This is a genomic window from Stenotrophomonas sp. YJH_SMC_131, from assembly GCF_059367975.1.
Window position 1 is genome coordinate 271,898 of the sequence record NZ_JCAFRJ010000003.1, and the last position, 18,689, is coordinate 290,586.

Annotated in this window: 15 protein-coding genes; 3 read left to right on the forward strand and 12 right to left on the reverse strand. The window is 64.3% G+C overall.

Annotation, left to right across the window (positions count from 1 at the left end; translation table 11 throughout):
- Positions 1-313: 313 nt before the first annotated feature.
- The 11 genes from AC5P56_RS08635 to AC5P56_RS08685 all read right to left on the reverse strand — a co-directional run bounded on the left by AC5P56_RS08635 (position 314) and on the right by AC5P56_RS08685 (position 13,860).
- Entirely contained in the window at positions 314-1,426 is a 1,113-nt protein-coding gene (locus AC5P56_RS08635; protein WP_288496495.1) for a glycosyltransferase, read from the reverse strand.
- A 149-nt stretch (positions 1,427-1,575) separates the two neighbouring features.
- Positions 1,576-5,133 (reverse strand): polysaccharide pyruvyl transferase family protein, encoded by a 3,558-nt coding sequence (locus tag AC5P56_RS08640; protein WP_495231541.1) that lies wholly within the window; start codon positions 5,131-5,133, stop codon positions 1,576-1,578.
- Entirely contained in the window at positions 5,130-6,422 is a 1,293-nt protein-coding gene (locus tag AC5P56_RS08645) for an ABC transporter ATP-binding protein (RefSeq protein ID WP_053494792.1), read from the reverse strand. The genes AC5P56_RS08640 and AC5P56_RS08645 overlap by 4 nt, the downstream gene beginning before the upstream one ends.
- Entirely contained in the window at positions 6,422-7,669 is a 1,248-nt protein-coding gene (locus AC5P56_RS08650; protein ID WP_053494791.1) for a glycosyltransferase, read from the reverse strand. The genes AC5P56_RS08645 and AC5P56_RS08650 overlap by 1 nt, the downstream gene beginning before the upstream one ends.
- Positions 7,653-8,258 (reverse strand): acyltransferase, encoded by a 606-nt coding sequence (locus tag AC5P56_RS08655; RefSeq protein WP_069118025.1) that lies wholly within the window; start codon positions 8,256-8,258, stop codon positions 7,653-7,655. The genes AC5P56_RS08650 and AC5P56_RS08655 overlap by 17 nt, the downstream gene beginning before the upstream one ends.
- Positions 8,259-8,273: 15 nt before the next feature.
- The gene (locus AC5P56_RS08660; protein WP_053494789.1) at positions 8,274-9,056 is read right to left on the reverse strand and encodes an ABC transporter permease; all 783 of its coding nucleotides are present in this window, start codon (positions 9,054-9,056) and stop codon (positions 8,274-8,276) included.
- A gap of 28 nt (positions 9,057-9,084) precedes the next feature.
- A complete protein-coding gene (locus AC5P56_RS08665) occupies positions 9,085-10,257 on the reverse strand; it encodes a cystathionine gamma-synthase (protein WP_053494788.1) in 1,173 nt (390 codons plus the stop codon).
- A 123-nt stretch (positions 10,258-10,380) separates the two neighbouring features.
- Positions 10,381-11,751 carry a pyridoxal-phosphate dependent enzyme gene (locus AC5P56_RS08670; protein ID WP_014645842.1) on the reverse strand — a complete coding sequence of 457 codons (1,371 nt, stop codon included), beginning with the start codon at positions 11,749-11,751 and terminating at the stop codon, positions 10,381-10,383.
- A 301-nt stretch (positions 11,752-12,052) separates the two neighbouring features.
- Complete coding sequence (locus tag AC5P56_RS08675) at positions 12,053-12,289, reverse strand: HP1242/YdcH family protein (protein ID WP_005407964.1); 237 nt, start codon at positions 12,287-12,289, stop codon at positions 12,053-12,055.
- A gap of 324 nt (positions 12,290-12,613) precedes the next feature.
- Entirely contained in the window at positions 12,614-13,498 is an 885-nt protein-coding gene (locus AC5P56_RS08680) for a hypothetical protein (protein WP_288496498.1), read from the reverse strand.
- Positions 13,495-13,860: a DUF4398 domain-containing protein gene (locus AC5P56_RS08685; protein WP_005415160.1), complete on the reverse strand. Its 366-nt coding sequence runs from the start codon at positions 13,858-13,860 to the stop codon at positions 13,495-13,497. Before AC5P56_RS08685 ends, AC5P56_RS08680 begins: the two co-directional genes overlap by 4 nt.
- Positions 13,861-13,981: 121 nt before the next feature.
- Between AC5P56_RS08685 and AC5P56_RS08690 the strand changes: the two genes are divergently transcribed.
- The 3 genes from AC5P56_RS08690 to AC5P56_RS08700 all read left to right on the forward strand — a co-directional run bounded on the left by AC5P56_RS08690 (position 13,982) and on the right by AC5P56_RS08700 (position 17,965).
- Positions 13,982-15,109 carry a PilT/PilU family type 4a pilus ATPase gene (locus tag AC5P56_RS08690; protein ID WP_014645840.1) on the forward strand — a complete coding sequence of 376 codons (1,128 nt, stop codon included), beginning with the start codon at positions 13,982-13,984 and terminating at the stop codon, positions 15,107-15,109.
- Positions 15,110-15,240: 131 nt separating this feature from the next.
- On the forward strand, positions 15,241-16,524 hold the full coding sequence (locus tag AC5P56_RS08695) for a putative DNA modification/repair radical SAM protein (RefSeq protein ID WP_049442137.1): 1,284 nt from the start codon (positions 15,241-15,243) through the stop codon (positions 16,522-16,524).
- Positions 16,505-17,965 (forward strand): UdgX family uracil-DNA binding protein, encoded by a 1,461-nt coding sequence (locus AC5P56_RS08700; protein WP_495231542.1) that lies wholly within the window; start codon positions 16,505-16,507, stop codon positions 17,963-17,965. Before AC5P56_RS08695 ends, AC5P56_RS08700 begins: the two co-directional genes overlap by 20 nt.
- Positions 17,966-18,009: 44 nt before the next feature.
- On the opposite strand, the gene maiA is transcribed toward AC5P56_RS08700, so the two are convergent.
- Positions 18,010-18,678 (reverse strand): maleylacetoacetate isomerase, encoded by a 669-nt coding sequence (gene maiA / locus AC5P56_RS08705; RefSeq protein WP_032957926.1) that lies wholly within the window; start codon positions 18,676-18,678, stop codon positions 18,010-18,012.
- Between the last annotated feature and the right edge of the window lie 11 nt (positions 18,679-18,689).

Sequence of the window (18,689 nt, forward strand, 5' to 3'; positions counted from 1 at the left end):
GCGCCCGCCCAGCCAAGTTACTCCAATCCATATCTTCCCCTAACTCCAGATTCGCCCAACTGAATTTGACCGGCCTAGCATCATCCAGGCCGAGGTACCGATGGCCGTGAACGGGCCCAATCGGCTCTTTGACTGCCCTGAAGACGTCGTATCCCGTGCGGAATGCTACTCGACTGGATGATGGCCAAGCCAATCCTTTGTGAGCCAACGGCATGGTTGGGCAGGCCCGCGCGGCTACCTGCAGCCGATCCAGCGAGCGATAGGGAACATTGCCCCATGGACAGTCTCGTGCATCACAGGACTTCACTCCCGATCAGGAATGCAGCAGCAGGTGCCTGAGCCTTTGCACGAATTGACGATGGTCATAGTGTTCCGCCAGGAACAGGCGCGCCTTGGTAGACGCGGCTGACCAAGCCTGGTCGTCTTGATCCAGCGCCTGGATGGCAGCAGCAAACTTCGACGGGTCATCGGTAGTCGGCAGTATATCCTCGACTCCAGCCAGGCCCTGCGCGGCCGCACCGGTCAAGATGATTGGAACACCCTGCCCTATTGCCTCGATCACCTTCCCCTTGACCCCGCCGCCGAAACGCAACGGCGCGATGACCAGGCGCGTAGACGCGTAACAGCGCTCCAATGCAGCATCATCGATGCGACCGAGAATACGCACCGTGTCAGAGGCATGCTGGGGCACACGGTAGTTCTCCATACCGGAGCCCACCACGGTGAGGACCGGCGCCTGTCCCCCCCGCTGAAGCAAGGGCAGCACCTTGTGCAGAAACCAGTCCAGACCATCTGCGTTTGGTGCATGCGCCATGCTGCCAACGAACAGCAATCCCGATCTTTTGCCCGGGCCGGGCGTGTGCTGCATGGATCCTGCATCCACGGTCCACAGCGGGAACATCTCGCCGTTCCCGGCCAAGCCGCGATCAGCAAGGTAACGGTTCACTGTTTCAGCCTCATCTTTAGAGGGATACAGAACTACGTCGGCATTTCTCCACGCCCGCTGTTCCACCACTCTCATCAACAGACACTGCCAATGATCGGCAAGGGTGGCCTTGGACGTAGCACGCATCAACTGCAACCGCAGATAGTGGATGTCGTGCCCGTAATAGAGATGAGTACCGGCAATCGCCGCGCGCAGGACCGGTAGATACATGGCCGCGATCAGTGGGCGGCTTGACACCGACCCGATGAAACTTCCTCCGAACGTCGCCAACCATCCGTCCAGTGCCCCCGTTTCCCGTCGACTCAATGGGGTGATGCCTCTCCCTTCAAGGGCAGCTCTCCCAGCTGCGGAGGGCTCAATCGTTGCCGACCAGAAGACGACCTCCATGCCGGCATCGACCAACAGGTCAGCGAAGCATGAGATCGCGCGCGATCCCGCATCACGGTCAATCTCGGGAAAATCATGGTCCACGAGGAGCACCCGCGGGCGTTCCGTCGACGGAACCTCCGCGGGTGTTCCTGTGGACCGTGACATCGACCAGCGACTGTACAACCCAGGGCCGAACATCAGCATGGCTTCCAGCAGCCGTCGCTTGACCTTGCCCCACCCCATTGCAGTCTCTGCCTCGCTCAATGCCAGGACTTGAGGTCCACGAAGAACTCCGGATACCCCTTCCACTTGTCGCGGAAGTAGGCTGCGTTGCGGTTGAACAGCTGCTTGTAGCGCTCGCTGCCCTCGCTGGCGCCGGTAGTCTGGTGCGGCTGGTGACGGACACCGGCCAGGTCACGGAACGCCACCGAATAACCAGCCTTCTTCACCTGGAAGCAGATGTCCGTGTCTTCGAAGCACGTAGGGTCGTAGAACACATCGAAGCCTTCCAGACGCTCGAACAGGTCACGGGCAATGAACATGCAGCTGGTCCCCAGGAAACCCACGTCATCGCGGTATCCCTTGATGCGGGCCTCGTTGTTCATGCCGCGATTGGGAAGGTAGTCGGAGATGGGTCCACCCAGGTCATCACGCGTGGCGTCGAACCATCCTGCATTCCAGCCGATGGTGCCGACACCGGGGTTGGCCGCCAGGATGTTCACGGCTTCACTGAAGCAGGACGGAGAGGTCAACCACTGGTCGGAGTCGAAGAACGCAATATAACGGCCGGTGGAATGCTTGACGCCCAGGTTGCGACCCGAGGAGCATCCATTCTCACTGTTGCGCACAAGCTTCACCTTGGCATGCCCTGCGTACAGCGATTCAACCAGTTCGGCGCCGCCATCGCTGGACTGGTTATCGACAACCACGATTTCCTGCAGCCATTCCCCGGCGTGCTCCAGCAACGTGCTCACGCAGCGCTCAATGATGCGGCGGTTGTTGTGGATCAGCACAACCACGCTTACCGACAGCGGATACTCCGGTTGCATCAACTGCTCGACATGGCCCAGCCAGGCGTGGCGGGCGATGGATGCGTAGTCTTCCGACGCAGTGGCGCCGGCCAGCTGTGCGGAAAGCTGCACGGCATCCACCCGATGCAGGTTGGGCGACGGTGCGAATGACGGCAGCGCATCGACAAACACCGGCTTCTCCAGCAGCAGCGCCGCCATTGACAGGTCGGCAAGGCGCGTGCGGTCCCCGGCCCCGCCGACGATGACAACCGCATGCGCGCCGGCGATCAGCGGAGCCATCTGCTGCGGCTGCCACGACCAATCGAGGGCACGTACCTGGCGGCTGTCGCGGCCATCCACGTTCATTCCCGTGACATGGAAAACGAGATCGGGGGACGACTTCAGCGCGGCATCAAGCCAGGCGTCGCCGTCTCCGCCGAGGACAACGAACAGGACATGTTGTCGCCCGTCCTCATATGCCTGCGGCAGCCCATGACTGCGGTAGGAGTCGAAGATTTCATTGTCTCCAGCCGCGCCCAGGAAGCGCGACGGCAGGCCATCGACCTTCTGCTCCGGGGTTCCGGTGACAACGCGATCAGTAAGGACGCGCAGTTCCGCGGAGAGAGAATCCGCACCGAGTGCAGCGAGGTCGACGATCACTTCGGCACCGCGTTCACGTGCCGACCGGGCCAGGCCCAGCGCCTCCGGCGATGCATCGGCAAGCAGAACGCGAGTACCCTCGGCACGCACTTCCTGCAGCCAGGCGTGCGCATCGACAGCGAGACGCGCCGGCAGGCCGCTGCCATCGTCCGGCCAGGCACTTCCATCCACCGCGGTGATGCGCACGAAGAAGCCGGCACGATCGCCCGCCTTCGCGAAGTGCATCGCCCGGTTGGGCCAGCCGTCGGTGGTCAACGTGTTGGCGATCACCAGCAGGCGTTCGCGGCGAACCGGTCGCACCATCGGCGGTGGCGGTTCCGCCATCTGTTGCGTGGCAGCGGTCTGAGGAACACCCAGCGTCTTCATGCGTCGCGGGATCTGTTGCAGTGCGACCTTCAACCCGTGCCGCCTCCAGACCGAAGCCAACTTGAAGGGGGCGGCCAGCAGGCGCACCAGATCGCGGCGAAGCAACTGCAGGAACCTACGCAGGCGACGCCAGAGATTCAGCGCATCTGCGGTCTCCTGACGGCTGCGCGCCAGCTCGGCCTGCACCTGTTCGATTTGCTGCAGCAGGATCGCAATGTAGACCTCCTTGTCATCAATATAGGCCTGCTTGCCTGCCAACTGCTGCTGGATCTGCTGCAGCATCTGCGCACTTTCCTCCTTGACCTGCTGCAGTGCCTGCGCACTTTCCTCCTTGATCTGCTCCAGTGCCTGCGCACTTTCCTGCCTGATCTGCTGCAATGCCTGCGCATTCTCCTGCAGCTGGCCTTGAGCCGCATCCAGGCGGACCATGTCTTCATTCATCTTCTTTTGCTTCTCGACAAGTTGCTGCGTCAGGTTTGTGTTCTGCGTCGTCTGCACGGCAAGCTGATGGTCCCGGAACAGCAGTAGATCGTGGGCGCGTTGGCTCTGCTGCCGGGTCTGTTCAAGCTCGACCAGTGCCTGTTGCAACCACAGTGACAACCAGTCTGTGGAGGTTGCGTCGAAGCGAAGGGGCACCGGCGGCAGGGAGGAGCAGCCGTCGAGCAGCTGCAGGTGCGCGCTGGCGGACACTTCCAGGCTGTCCACCACCTGCGGATCCGGCCGCCAGGCTTCGGTGACCAGCGATTCGATCGCCTGCACGAAGCGCTCCGGGCCATCGTCGGTCGACAGCCTCAGAATCGACGGCATTCCAGCCATCGCATGGGCATGCGACAGCTTGTCGTCGTACTCAAGGCCTGCGGTGGGCTTGCCGGCCAGCAGGGCAAGGATACTGGCATGCAGGCGCATGGACAGCACCGCGTCAGCGCTGGCGATTGTCTGCCAGGTCGCATCCGTTGTTGCCGGTGCGATCAGTTCATCATTGCTGCGCCCGGGTAGCTGCTGGCGCAGCGATTCGATCAAGGGCAGGTCGGACGTCGCGCCACTGCCTTCGGTATGGGCCTGGAACGCCACCCATTGGATCCGCCATCCTGCAGGAACTGCAGTGCGCAACGCCTCCACCAGGGACGTTTTCCACTGCCCCTTGTCCCATTCACGCACCACCACCGCCAGTACCTTGTTCTGCGGCTGGCCTGCATCGTGCGCGGCCTGTTGCGCCGGCAATGGGTGATAGCGGCGGAACAACCATCCCGGATCGGCGGCAACGAGGATATCCCGATCCACGCCGATCTGGCGCAGCAGTGCCTTGGATGATTCATCCCGCACGGATACGGCGGCCGCATGCTGGAACAACTCGCGCACCAGGGTGCGTGCGCCCTCTGAACTCAGCGGCCCAACCCCCTGCCCCCATACGATTGTCGGCACTCCCAGTTGCCGCGCGAGCAGCATCGGCCGTGCATAGCCGGAAATGTCGTTCGCATAAGGGAGGTACACCGCATCGAGGTTGAAGGGATGATGGTCCTGGAAGATGCCGCCGCCCCCCATCACCAGTACGTCGCAATGCATCAATGCACGAGCGATGTCCCCGACATTGGCAAACTGCACGGCATCCACACCATGCATGCGGCGGGTCAACGAGGGATCGATGCTGGCAACCACCGGCTCGCCGCCCAGTTCGCGGATGCGACGGACCAGCAGGTCCAGCAGCACCTCGTCGCCCACGTTGGGTGCCCCATAGAAACCCACGACCAGGGCCCTGAATACTGGCTTGGAGTGCGTCATCATGCAGTTCTCACTGGTGCGGTGAAGCGAGGGGCGGGAGCAAGCCAGCCATGACCGGAATGGGGCTGAGGCAATACATCCACATGGCCCGCGTAGGGCACGCGTGAGTGACGGTGGTACTCGCCCGTGTCGAGGTCACCGATGCCCAGTGCCAGCACATAGCGGTTGCCGGTGACATTCAACGTCAACTGCCAGTCGAAAACATAATCGCCCGGTTCCGTCGGCAGCGGCGAAAGGCTCATGTTCTGGGTGGTGCCAGCCCACAGGGCGATGTCATCCACGCTCTTCAACTGAATTCCATAGCAGGGCTGCTCGATACGCCGGCGTACATGGATGGCGACCTTCACCAGTACTTGTTCGCCATGGCCGAACGTCGTCCTTGGCTGCCCCTGCAGGTCGAGAATCTCCACGCCGGTGATTTCGCTTGCCGGCAATGCCGCAGCGTCTGCAGGCAGGCCATCGTCCTGCAAGCTGGCAAGGGCCTCGTCCGCATAGATCACGGCTCCGCCTTCTTCGTCCACCAGGTCGTCGGCATACTTCTTGACAACCTCGCGGCACGGTCCGTCCAGCACGACCCGTCCGCGACGCAGGTAGATGCCCCGGTCGCAGTATTCCAGCAGGGTATTGGTGGAGTGGGTAACCAAGATGATGCTGACGCCTTCAGACTGCATCTTGCGAATGCGGGTAAGGCACTTGGTCTGGAAGGCGGTGTCGCCCACTGCCAACGCTTCATCCACAACTAGGATATCGGGTGACACGTGGATCGCCACGGCGAACGCGAGCCGTACGAACATGCCAGAAGAGTAGGTCTTGACAGGCTGGTCGATGAATTCACCGATATCGGCGAATTTTTCAATTTCAGGCATGAGGCGGGTCATGTCCGCCGAACCCAGGCCGATGATGGCACCTGCCAGGTAGACGTTGTCGCGCCCGCTGAATTCCGGGTTGAAACCAGCGCCCAGTTCCAGCAGCGCCGATACCCGCCCGTTGACGGTCACGCTGCCGGTATTGGCCTGCAACGTACCGACCAGGATCTGCAGCAGCGTCGACTTGCCGCTGCCATTGCGGCCGATGATTCCAACAGTTTCGCCCGGCGCGATGTCGAAGTTGATGTCGTCCAACGCATGGAACACGCGCGCCGGCTGCGGCTGCATGCCCACCAGGCGCCGGAGCCGGTTTGCTGCCGGCTGCAACAGGCGCTGCGCCGGACGGTCGAAAATGCGGAAGACCTTGCCGACACCACGTACCGAAACCACCGGCGCAGCCGTCAACGGCGTATCTGCTGCCTGCATCACATCACCCCCGCATGCCGATAGGCGGCTCGCTTGGCGTCCAGGCTTGCCTGCTGTGAATACTCGCGCGCCATGAGATCCTGCCCTGCCGCCGACAGAGCTGCCAGTCGCGCTCGGTCCTGCGCGCATTCCAGCAATGTACGGGCAAACCCTTCTGCGTCATCACGCACCAGGATGTCCACGCCGTCGGTCGCGCCGATGCCCTCGCACCCCTTGCTGGTGCTGAGTACCGGGATGCCGGCAGACATCGCCTCGACGATCTTGACGCGGATGCCGCCGCCGGACAGCAGTGGCACCATCAGCAGATGCGCTTTGTCCAGCAGCGATTGCAGGTCGTCGACGAAGCCATGCACGAGAACGTTGCGCCCGTCATGCAATGCCTGCAGCGCCTCCGGAGGATTGCCGCCGCAGAAGTGCAGAACAATCTTCCGCTCCTGCAACTGGCCTGCCAGCAGCGGATGGATCTTCTCGGCAAACCAGGTCACCGCCTCCGCATTCGGGTACCAGCCAAAGCCTCCCATCCACAGTACGTGGAAGACATCATCCGGCTTGTCTTCAAAACGCGTGGTACCCAACGGAAAGTGCAGCGGCATGAGGTAGCGCGGGACCTTGTCGGTAACCCGCGACATGTCATGGCGAGAGATGAAGGTCATCGCCGAGAACCCGAAGGCATTGTCGATCTCGACAGCCTTCGCGGCTCGCCGGCTTCGGCTGGCAACCCATTCCATGAAACGCAGCTTCCATCCGGTCAGGCCTGCCGGCATCCAGAACGGAAAAATGTCAGCTTCGATGTTGTGGCTCAGCAGGATGCCCGGCACCTGTGGCAAGAATCGACGGAAGAACGCCAGATGGGTCGAGTTGACCTCGATCGCATCGATGCCCTGTTCCCGGACGATGCGACGTGCAGCCGCAACGGCACTGCGGCTGTAGTAGCTGGCATCGATGAAAGGCAGACCCTGCAGTGCCTGCCGCGCCATCGACAGGGCTCGCTGCACCTTGGGCAGCTCGAACGGCATCTTCGGACGAGGCTCGAGATGGACCGACCGGAACACTTTGTCGTAGAGCGCGCGATGCTGCTCGACTTTGCGTCGGTCGGCGTCGCCGCCGACGTAGCAGAACAGGTGGTAGTCGATCTCCTCGGCGAACGGCAGAACTGCGTTCACCGCATAGATGTCGCCCCCCGTCACCGCCGGCAGCGAAGGCGCCAGCATGAACACGAGGACTTGTTTCTTAACCTGCGGTTTCATCGAAGATATCCGAATCAAAATACGGTGAGAACCTGGTGAGGTACTGGATATCCCGGTTGCGTTCACCGATCTTTCGGGCGGGTACGCCACCCACCACCTCATACGGTGCCACGTCGCGTGCCACGACCGCACCCGCCGCAACCACGGCACCTTCGCCGATGGTCACGCCCGGCAACAAGGTGGCGCGGGCACCGATCCAGGCATGGTCCTGGATGGTGACCACGCCGCCAATCGCGGGAAAGGTCGGTGCGTTGTGGTCATGGTGCAGGCTGAGGATGCAGGTCTGGAAGGAAACATTGACGTTGTTTCCAACAACCACGCCTACCCGGCCATCCAGATACACCTCCCGGTTGATCACGCAGTTGTCACCGATGCTGACGTGCGCGCGCACCGGATAACCAGTGACGAACCAGCGCATGCTGACGTGCGTGTCCTTGCCGATCGCCACCTTGAGCACGCGGGTCAGATAGAACCGGCGAACACATTCGATCGGAAAGCGGGCAACGACATTGTTGCCGAGGTAGTACTTCAGCCCCATAAGCACATAGAAGAAACGCTGGCGAAGAAGCCATTGCTTCAGGCGACTCATCGTGCAAGCTCCTTCTTAAAGGACATCAGCGAATCCACACTTGGTGCGACGGAACCAGACCATTCCCAGCAGGCAGACCACAGACGCGGCAGCAAACTGCCCCGCCAGCTGCCACCAGTCCGGCAGCTGACCGAACACCGCGACGGCACGGGCCTGCTCGATGATCGTCGTAAGCGGATTGGCCAGGAAGAGCGGGCGGATGTACTCGGGAATCTTGGTGACCGGGAAGAACACTGGCGAAATGAACAGCAGGATCTGCGAGAAAACACCCACCACCTGGTTGACGTCCCTCAGGTAAACGCCCACAGACGCCAGTATCCAGCTGATGCCCAGCGCATACAGCACCAGGGGGACCATCACTACCAGAATCAACGGAAAAGTGACCGGAACACCGTTCCCGACGAACACCAGTGCAAGCGCCAGAACGCTCAGACTGATGAACCAATGGAACAGCGCCGATGAACAGGAAACGATCGGCAGAATGCCGATCGGGAACACGACCTTCTTGACGTAGTTGACGTTTCCCGTGATCAATCCCGGCGCGCGGTTGATGCATTCGGCGATGAATCCATGGAGGATCAGGCCGACGAACAACAGGATCGCAAAATCCGCCTGACGCTGTGGCTGATCGCCCCAGCGAACTTTCAGGATCACCGAGAAGAACAACGTGTATACGCTGAGCATCAACAGCGGATTGACGAAGGACCAGAACAAGCCGAGCACTGAGCCCTTGTAGCGGCCACTGACTTCACGCCGGGTGAGCTGGAAGATGAGACCAGCCAGATTCGAGGCACTCATGCGTCAGACACCATGGACAATCCGACGGTCACTGAAGTGCCCTCTCCAGATCCACCTGCAGATCCCCCAGCTCCTCCACGCCCACGCTCAGCCGCACCAGCGCATCGCTGATGCCCAGCTGTTCGCGGCGCGCGACCGGAATCGAGGCATGGGTCATCACCGCCGGATGGTTGACCAGGCTTTCAACACCGCCCAGCGACTCGGCCAGGGTGAACAGTTCGGTCTTCTCGCAGAAGCGCTTGGCCGCCTCGAACCCGCCCTTGAGCACGATCGAGACGATGCCGCCGTAGCCGGCCATCTGCTTGCCGGCCAGTTCATGCTGCGGGTGCGAGGCCAGGCCCGGGTAGATCACCTTCTCCACCGCCGGGTGCTTTTCCAGCCATTGGGCCAGCGCCAGCGCGTTGGCGCAGTGTGCCTTCATGCGCAGCGGCAGGGTCTTCAGGCCGCGCAGGGCCAGGAAGCTGTCGAAGGGGCCCTGCACGCCCCCCACCGAGTTCTGCAGGAAGGCCATCTGCTCGGCCAGTTCGGCGTTGTCGCCGACCACCACCATGCCACCGACCATGTCCGAGTGGCCATTGAGATACTTGGTGGCCGAATGCAGGACCAGGTCCGCACCCAGTTCCAGCGGACGCTGTAGCATCGGCGAGGCGAAGGTGTTGTCGACCACTACGATCAGGCCATGGCGCTTGGCGATGGCGGCGACCGCGGCGATGTCGACGATCTTCAGCATCGGGTTGGTCGGGGTCTCGATCCAGACCATCTTCGTCTTCGACGTGATGGAGGCTTCGAACGCCGCCAGATCGGTGAGGTCGACGAAGCTGAAGTCCAGCCCGGCGGTGCGGCGACGCACGCGCTCGAACAGGCGGAAGCTGCCGCCGTAGATGTCGTCCATCGCCACCACGTGGCTGCCAGCGTCGAGCAGCTCGATCACGGTCGAGCTGGCCGCCATGCCCGAAGCGAAGGCAAAGCCGCGGGTACCGCCTTCCAGCGAGGCCACGCAGCGTTCATAGGCGAACCGGGTCGGGTTGTGGGTACGCGAGTACTCGAAGCCCTGATGCTCGCCCGGGCTGGACTGGGCATAGGTCGAAGTGGCGTAGATCGGCGGCATCACCGCGCCGGTGCTGGGGTCGGGCGACTGGCCGCCGTGGATGGCCAGCGTGGCCAGGGCCAGCGCGCGGTCCGGGGAAGAAGCGTTGGACATGTCGTTTCCTGATTGGCGCCGATGACCGGCGCCGTCGAAGGAGCGGGAGTCTATCAGCGCGGCCTTAACGAGCTTTGACGCGGATAAACCGGGATTCAGCAGCGATCTGCGGCGATAAACGCCTTACTGAACGCGCCGACGCAGATAATTCAGCAGGTCGATGCGGGTGATCAGGCCGAGGAAGGCGTCGCCGTCCATCACGATCGCCACCTGGCCGCGGTCGAACACCGGCAGCAGGGCCTCGATCGGCGACTTCACGTCCAGCCGGTCCAGCTTGCTGACCATCGCGGTGGCCACGGTGTCGCGGAAGCGCGCCTCGTCGCCATAGACATGCAGCAGCACGTCGCTTTCGTCGACGATGCCGACCAGCTTCTCGCCGTCCATCACCGGCAGCTGCGAGACGTCGTACAGCTTCATGCGCTGGTAGGCGGTGGTCAGCAGGTCGTTCGGGCCGATCACCACGGTGTCGCGCTGGCCGTACGGGCGCAGGATCAGGTCGCGCAGGTCGCCGTGCTGCGGGCGCTGCAGGAAGCCGTTGTCCAGCATCCAGTAGTCGTTGTACATCTTCGACAGGTACTTGTTGCCGGTATCGCAGACCAGCACCAGCACCCTCTTCGGCGTGGTCTGCTCCTTGCAGTACTTCAGCGCCGCCGCCAGCAGGGTGCCGGTGGACGAACCGCCCAGGATGCCTTCCTTGCCCAGCAGCTCGCGCGCGGTGTGGAAGCTCTCGGCATCGCTGATCGCATAAGCCTTCTTGACGCGGCTGAAGTCGGAGATCGAGGGCAGGAAGTCCTCGCCGATGCCTTCCACCAGCCAGCTGCCCGACTTGTCGTTGAGCACGCCGTCGTTGATGTATTCGGCCAGGATCGAGCCGACCGGATCGGCCAGCACCAGCTCGGTCTTCGGCGACAGCTTGGCGAACGCGCGCGACAGGCCGGTCATGGTGCCGGAGCTGCCGCAGCCGAACACGATGGCGTCGAGGTCACCGCCCATCTGCTCGAGGATTTCCGGGCCGGTGCCGAACTCATGCGCGGCCGGGTTGTCCGGGTTGCCGAACTGGTTGATGAAGTAGGCGCCCGGGGTCTGCTCGGCGATGGTCTTGGCCAGGTCCTGGTAGTACTCCGGATGGCCCTTGGCGACGTCTGAACGGGTCAGGCGCACTTCAGCGCCCATCGCCTTCAGGTTGAAAATCTTCTCGCGGCTCATCTTGTCGGGAACGACGAGGATCAGCTTGTAGCCCTTCTGCTGTGCCACCAGCGCCAGGCCCAGGCCGGTGTTGCCGGCGGTACCTTCAACCAGGGTCGCGCCCGGCTTCAGGTCACCACGCTGCTCCGCCGCCTCGATCATCGACAGGCCGATGCGATCCTTGATCGATCCGCCCGGGTTGGCGCTCTCCAGCTTCAGGTAGAGCTCGCAGACGCCGGTGTCCAGGCGCTGGGCCTTGACGATCGGGGTCTGGCCGATGAGTTCGAGGACGGAAGAATGGATGGGCATTCGGAGGACTTTCGATTCGCGCCACGCAGGGCCGGACCGATGATTATCCGACGGATGGCGCTGAATGTCAGGTCGGTGCAGGCATGCCGCCCGCCTGCCCCATGAAGGGATGCGGGCGGCCCCGGATCGACGAGGAGACCGGTACCGCCCGCATCGGTGAGTTGTGCCTGCTGGCCAAGGCACCACCGCCTGTGGTGCCTTGGCGCGGCCGCCTCATCGGCGGTGCCGCGATGCCGGGGCGGGGTCGCCCGGCGGGGCCATCGATGGCCGGGTCACGCCGTTCCGGGCGCGACGGGGTGCGTCAAAGCGTGGGGGACGTCGTTGGGAGCGGTGTTTCGTACATTCGCAGAAGGCGTTGCTTGGCCAGCAGCTTCTCACGCTTCATGCGACCCAGGGTGACATCATCGATCGGGAGTACACCCAACTCCGCGTCCATGCACTTCTTGTTCAACTTGCGGTGCTGGTCATGGAGTGCCCTGAACTCCGGATCACGCGCGCGACGGGCGTCGATCTCGCTCTGGGGCTGATCTTCAAACATGATGGACCTCCTTCGACAGATACACGAACGCCCCGGCCACAAGGCACGGGGCGTTGTTCATGGAGGAGCGCCGGCCGATGGCCACCTGGACGCCTGCAACGACCTGCGGCACTGGCCTGCGCACGTCGATCTGCTGCGGTTCGCGCCCTGCTTGCATCGGCCCGGCCCTCCCATCGTCCGGTCCGCGGCATTGCGTCCCGGACGATTGACCCTACGCCTGCTCAAGGCGGGGTACAAGACCCCTGCGTCAAAAAGACCGAACCCCGCCGGGGCGGGGTTCAGGCTGAATGCTCATTGCAACGAAAAACAAACAATATCAATGCATTACGGGGCGATGATGACCTCGGCCGAACGGGCCCGGGTGGAGGCTGCCTTCTTGCCGCTGACCTGGATGCGGTTGCTGGCGACACCACCCGCGACCAGGGCGTCGCGCAGCGCTTCGGCACGCTTCTGGCCCACGCCGTTGGCACTGTCGTAGGCCTCGATGCGCAGGCGGCCCTTCTTGCCGATGTTCAGGTACTCGGCGAGCGCCTTGGCCTGGTTGCGGGCGCCGCCAGACAGGCTGGACGCACCTGCAGCGAACGCGTCGCCCCCGAAGGTGAAGACCTCACCGCGCGCATCGAACTTCGAACCCGGCAGCTTCTGGCCCGACACCAGCTCGGCCTCCTCGCGGGCCAGCTTGGCGGCGTTCTGCTGGGCGGCGCTGAGGCGCTGCTGCTGCTTGCCGGCCACGCTGGTCAGGGCGTTTTCGGCGTCCTGGCGGGCCAGGGTTTCGGCCTCGGCGGCCTGGCGCAGGCGTTCGGCTTCCTCGGCCTGCATCTGCGCCTGCATGCGCAGCTGCTCGGCTTCCTGACGGGCGCGGGCAGCGTCGCGGCGGCTGGCCTCGATCAGCAGGTCGCTGCGGGTGCGCTCCAGGCGGTCGACCTCGCGCGCGGCCATCGCCGTGCGCACGGCCGTCTCGGCAATCTCCACCCGGCGCTCGGCCAGGTAGGTGGCCAGCTCCTGGTCACGGCGCTTGGCCTTGTCCAGGGTCGCGATGGCCTGCTGGGCCTGCATGCGCTCGAAGGCGCCCAGCTCAGCGGTATCCGGGTTGGCCTGGATGGCCATCAGGCGCTGGCTCAGCTGCGCCACCATCGGGTTGTCGGCGGCCACGGCCAGGGTCGGCAGCGCCAGCAGCGCGGCCAGGGTTGCGGCGGTCATCGGCTTCACCGGCGGTCCTCCCCGGTCGACAGCTGGCGTTGCAGCTGGTTGACCTCGTTGCGGCGCAGCTGCAGCTGCGCGGTGACGGTGGCTTCCTCGCTGCGGACGCGGGCCAGGTCGGCATCGGCGGCGGCGCGCAGGGCCATCGCCGGGGCGTTCTTCCGTTCGCGGCGGTCGCCGGCGGCGCGCTGGGCCTGCTCCAGCCCCTGCCGGGCCAGACCGATCAGGTCCGGGGCGTACTGGTCGGCGTCGGCCTGGGTGGCCTTGTCGACCGCCTGCCGGGCCTGCGCCAGTTCCAGGGCGGCGTCCTGCGCCCAGGCGGGGGCAGACAGTGCGAATGCAAACGCCATCACATACAGGCCATGGCGCATTCGTGCGAAGCTAAGTCGTTTCATTGGGGAGGCCGTACCGGTTGTCGGTTCACGGCCATTGTCGTCAAGCCGACACCGTGCTGGCAACGGGCGTCGGCCGTTTCGTTGGGGAAAATTCGCAATGGATATCGGCTACTTCCTGAAGCTGATGACCGAAAAGAACGCTTCGGACATGTTTCTGACCACCGGGGCACCGGTCTACATCAAGATCGAGGGGAAGCTCTATCCGCTGGGCAACACCGGCCTGCCGCCGGGCATGGTCAAGAAAATCGCCTACTCGCTGATGGACGAAGGCCAGGTGCCGCAGTTCGAGCGCGAGCTGGAGCTCAACATGGCCATCGCCCTGCCCGATGCCGGGCGCTTCCGCGTCAACGTGTTCAAGCAGCGGGGCGAGGTCGGCATGGTCATCCGCGCCATCCGCAGCCGCATCCCGAGCATCGAGGAGCTGAACCTGCCGCAGGTGCTGAAGGACGTCATCATGACCCCGCGCGGGCTGGTGCTGGTGGTGGGGTCCACCGGCTCCGGCAAGTCCACCTCGCTGGCGTCGATGATCGACCACCGCAACAGCACCACCACCGGTCACATCCTCACCATCGAGGATCCGATCGAGTACCTGCACAAGCACAAGATGTCGATCGTCAACCAGCGCGAGGTCGGCCTGGACACCCACGCCTTCCACAACGCGCTGAAGAACGCGATGCGTGAAGCGCCGGACGTGATCCTGATCGGCGAAATCCTGGATGCGGAAACGATGGAGGCGGCGATCGCCTTCGCCGAGACCGGGCACCTGTGCCTGGCCACCCTGCACTCCAACAACGCCGACCAGACCATCGAGCGCATCCTCAACTTCTTCCCGGAAAGCGCGCACAAGAACGTGCTGATGAACCTGGCGCTGAACCTGCGTGCGGTGATCAGCCAGCGTCTGGTGAAGAACAAGGAGGGCCGTCGCCTGCCGGCCACCGAGGTGCTGATCAACACGCCGATGATCCGCGACCTGCTGCGTCGCGGCCAGGTGCACGAGATCAAGGCGGCGATGGAAGGCTCGCTGGAAGAAGGCATGGAGAGCTTCGACCAGTGCCTGTTCCGGCTGGCCAAGGCGGGCATCATCGAGCAGGAGGAAGCGCTGCGCGCGGCCGACTCGCGCGATGGCCTGGCCCTGAAGTTCCGTTTGTCCGAAGGCAGCAGCGGCGAGCACGACCCGTACGCCGATTTCTCGGCCGGCGCACCCAGCATCACCCACGGCTTCTGACCCCACGAAAAAGGGGACGGAGGGGATTAAGTCGTAAGTGCATTTGCGACTTAATCCCCTCCGTCCCCTTTTTTCTGAAGCGTTCATGGGCGGTCTCATCCAATGAGACCCCTCATCCGTAGGTTTCCTCAATGGAAACCATCCGCAAGCTGGCCATTCTGGCCGACGCCGCCAAATACGACGCGTCCTGCGCCTCCAGCGGCTCGGGCAAACGCGATTCGCGCGCCAGTGGCGGTATCGGCAGTACCGAGGGCATGGGCATCTGCCACAGCTACACGCCCGACGGCCGCTGCGTTTCATTGCTGAAGATCCTGCTGACCAACTTCTGCATTTACGACTGCGCCTATTGCGTGAACCGGGTCTCCAGCAACGTGGCCCGCGCGCGTTTCAGCGTGGACGAGGTGGTCACGCTCACCCTGGACTTCTACAAGCGCAACTACATCGAGGGCCTGTTCCTGTCCAGCGGCATCATCCGCAATGCGGACTACACCATGGAGCAGATGGTGGAAGTGGCCCGGCAGCTGCGCGAAGAACACCGCTACGCCGGCTACATCCACCTCAAGACCATTCCCGAGGCCTCGCCGGAACTGCTGGCCAGTGCCGGGCGCTATGCGGACCGCCTGTCCATCAACGTGGAACTGCCGACCGAAGCCGGCCTGAGCGCCTTGGCACCGGAGAAGACGGTGCATTCGATCCGTGGCGCGATGGGCGAACTGCGCTGGCGCATCGAGGAAGCCAAGGAAGCTCGCAAGGCCCCCGCAGTGGTGGCGCCGACGGCCAGTCGCAGTGTTCGCCCGCGCCCTCCCCGTTTCGCACCGGCCGGGCAGAGCACCCAGATGATCGTCGGCGCGGACGGGGCAAACGACCAGCAGATCCTGGCCAGCGCCGACAGTCTGTACGGCAACTACCGCATGCGCCGGGTCTACTACTCCGCATTCAGCCCGATTCCGGACGCCAGCCGGCAGCTGCCACTGCAGCCGCCACCGCTGCAGCGCGAACATCGCCTTTACCAGGCAGACTGGCTGCTGCGCTTCTACGGTTACGGTGTGGAGGAGATTACCGACACCACCCAGGACGGCATGCTCGACCTGGATATCGACCCCAAGATGGCCTGGGCGATCCGCCATCCCGAGCGCTTTCCGGTCGATCTGAACCGGGCACCGAAGGAAATGCTGCTGCGCGTGCCCGGCCTTGGCGTGCGCAACGTCAAGCGCGTGCTGATGGCACGCCGCCACGGGCGGCTGCGCGTGGCCGACATCGCGCGCCTGAAGGCACCGATGAGCAAGCTGCTGCCGTTCGTGCTGCTGGCCGACCATCACCCGCGCAAAGCACTGGATGATCCGGCGGCGCTGCGCGCGCAGCTGGCCCCGCCGCCGCGCCAGGGTTCACTTTTCGATGCCCCGTCTGCGTCCTGACGCGCAGCGTTGGTCGCTGCGGGTGGATCCGCCGTGGTCGCTGCAGGCCTGGCGCGATGCTGCGCGCGAAGCGTTGCTGCGCGGCGTTGCCCCGCCGCAGCTGGACTGGCTGGAAGGGAGTGACACGTCGCTGCTGGATGCGCCGGCCGTGCAGCAGGCGCCGATGCTTGCCGATGCCGGTGCACCCAACGTTCCACGTGACTTCCTGGAGCTGGCGGCCACCTGCCTGTGCCATCGCGATCCCCAGCGCCTGGCCGTGCTGTATCGCCTGCTGTGGCGCATCGCCCATGGCGAGCGATCAGTGCTGGGCAACCCCGCCGACGCCGATGTCCTGCGCGCGACAGCCCTCGCCCAGGCCGTCCGCCGTGACACGCACAAGATGAAGGCATTCGTGCGCTTCCGCGAGGTACCTGGCCAGCCCGATGCGTTCATCGCCTGGTTCGAGCCGCAGCACCACATCGTCGACCGGGTCGCGCCGTTCTTCGCGCGCCGCTTCACCGGCATGCGCTGGGCGATCCTGACCCCTTCGCGCAGCGTCGCCTGGGATGGGCAGGCGCTTGCCTTCGGCCCCGGTGCACGGCGCGAAGATGCCCCGGCCGAGGATGCACGCGAGTCGCTGTGGCAGACCTACTACGCCAGCATCTTCAATCCGGCGCGACTCAACACACGGATGATGATGCAGGAGATGCCGGCCAAGTACTGGCGCCACCTGCCTGAAGCACAGTTGCTGCCACGCCTGGTGCGCGACGCGGCCGACCGCGTGCAGGAAATGCATGACCGGCCGGCACAGGCACCGCAACGCAGGATTCCCCCGCGTGCGAACGCTGCGGCGCCGGCAGCCGATGCCAGCAGCCTGGACAATCTGCGCGGACAGGCCATTGCCTGCCGCCAGTGCCCGCTATGGGAGCAGGCCACGCAGACCGTGTTCGGGCAGGGGCCTGCCGATGCGCGGGTGATGGTGATCGGCGAGCAGCCCGGTGATACCGAGGATCTGCGCGGGCAGCCGTTCGCAGGACCTGCCGGCCAGGTGCTGGACCGCGCACTGGCGGAACTGGGAATCGATCGCGCCCAGCTGTACCTCACCAACGCGGTGAAGCACTTCCACCATGAGCGGCGCGGCAAGGTGCGGCTGCACAAGCGGCCGGAAAGCCGCCACATCCAGGCCTGCCGCCCCTGGCTGATGGGTGAGATCGCACGCGTGCAGCCCCAGGTGATCGTATGCCTCGGCGCGACAGCCGCAGCCTCGGTATTCGGTCGTGGTTTCCACCTCGCACGCGACCGCGGACGCTGGCACACCCTCGAGGACGGCACGCGCGGCTACGCCACGGTGCACCCGGCATGGGTGTTGCGGCAGGCCGACGATGCGCGCCGCGAGGAAGCCTACCGGGTGTTCCGCGATGACCTGGCCCGTTTGCGGCAGAAAGGGGACGGAGGGGATTAAGTCGTAAGTGCATATACGACTTAATCCCCTCCGTCCCCTTTTTTTCAGGCGGCGTCGGGCTGGTTTTCCGGGCGTGCGCGGTCGAAGGCATCCACTGCCTGGCAGGCCGCTTCGATGCGGCGCAGGGTCGGGTACGGTGCCAGGTCCAGGCCGAAGCGGTGGGCGTTGTACAGCTGCGGCAGCAGGCAGATATCGGCCAGGCCGGGACGGTCACCATGGCAGAAGGCGCCGGTGTCACGACTGTTGACCAGCAGGGCTTCCATCGCCGCGAAGCCCTCGGCGATCCAGTGCAGGGTCCACTGCGTGCGCGCATCGGCCGGCACCTGCAGATCGCGCTCCAGGTACTGCATCACCCGCAGGTTGTTGATCGGGTGGATGTCGCAGGCCACCAGCTGGGCCAGCGCCCGCACCCGCGCGCGGCCGGCGGCGTCGGCCGGCAGCAGCGGTACCTGCGGAAAGCGCTCGTCCAGGTATTCGAGGATCGCCAGCGACTGGGTCAGCACATGCCCCTCATGCAGCAGGGTCGGCACCTGCTGCTGCGGGTTGAGCGCCCGATAGGCATCCCGGTGCTGCTCGCCACCGTCGCGCACCAGATGCACCGGCCGGGCCTCCCAGGCCAGGCCCTTCAGCTCCAGGCCGATGCGCACGCGGTAGGCGGCGCTGGATCGCCAGTAGGTGTACAGCACGATGCCGTCGTCGACCGGGATCTCCATGGCCGCCTCCA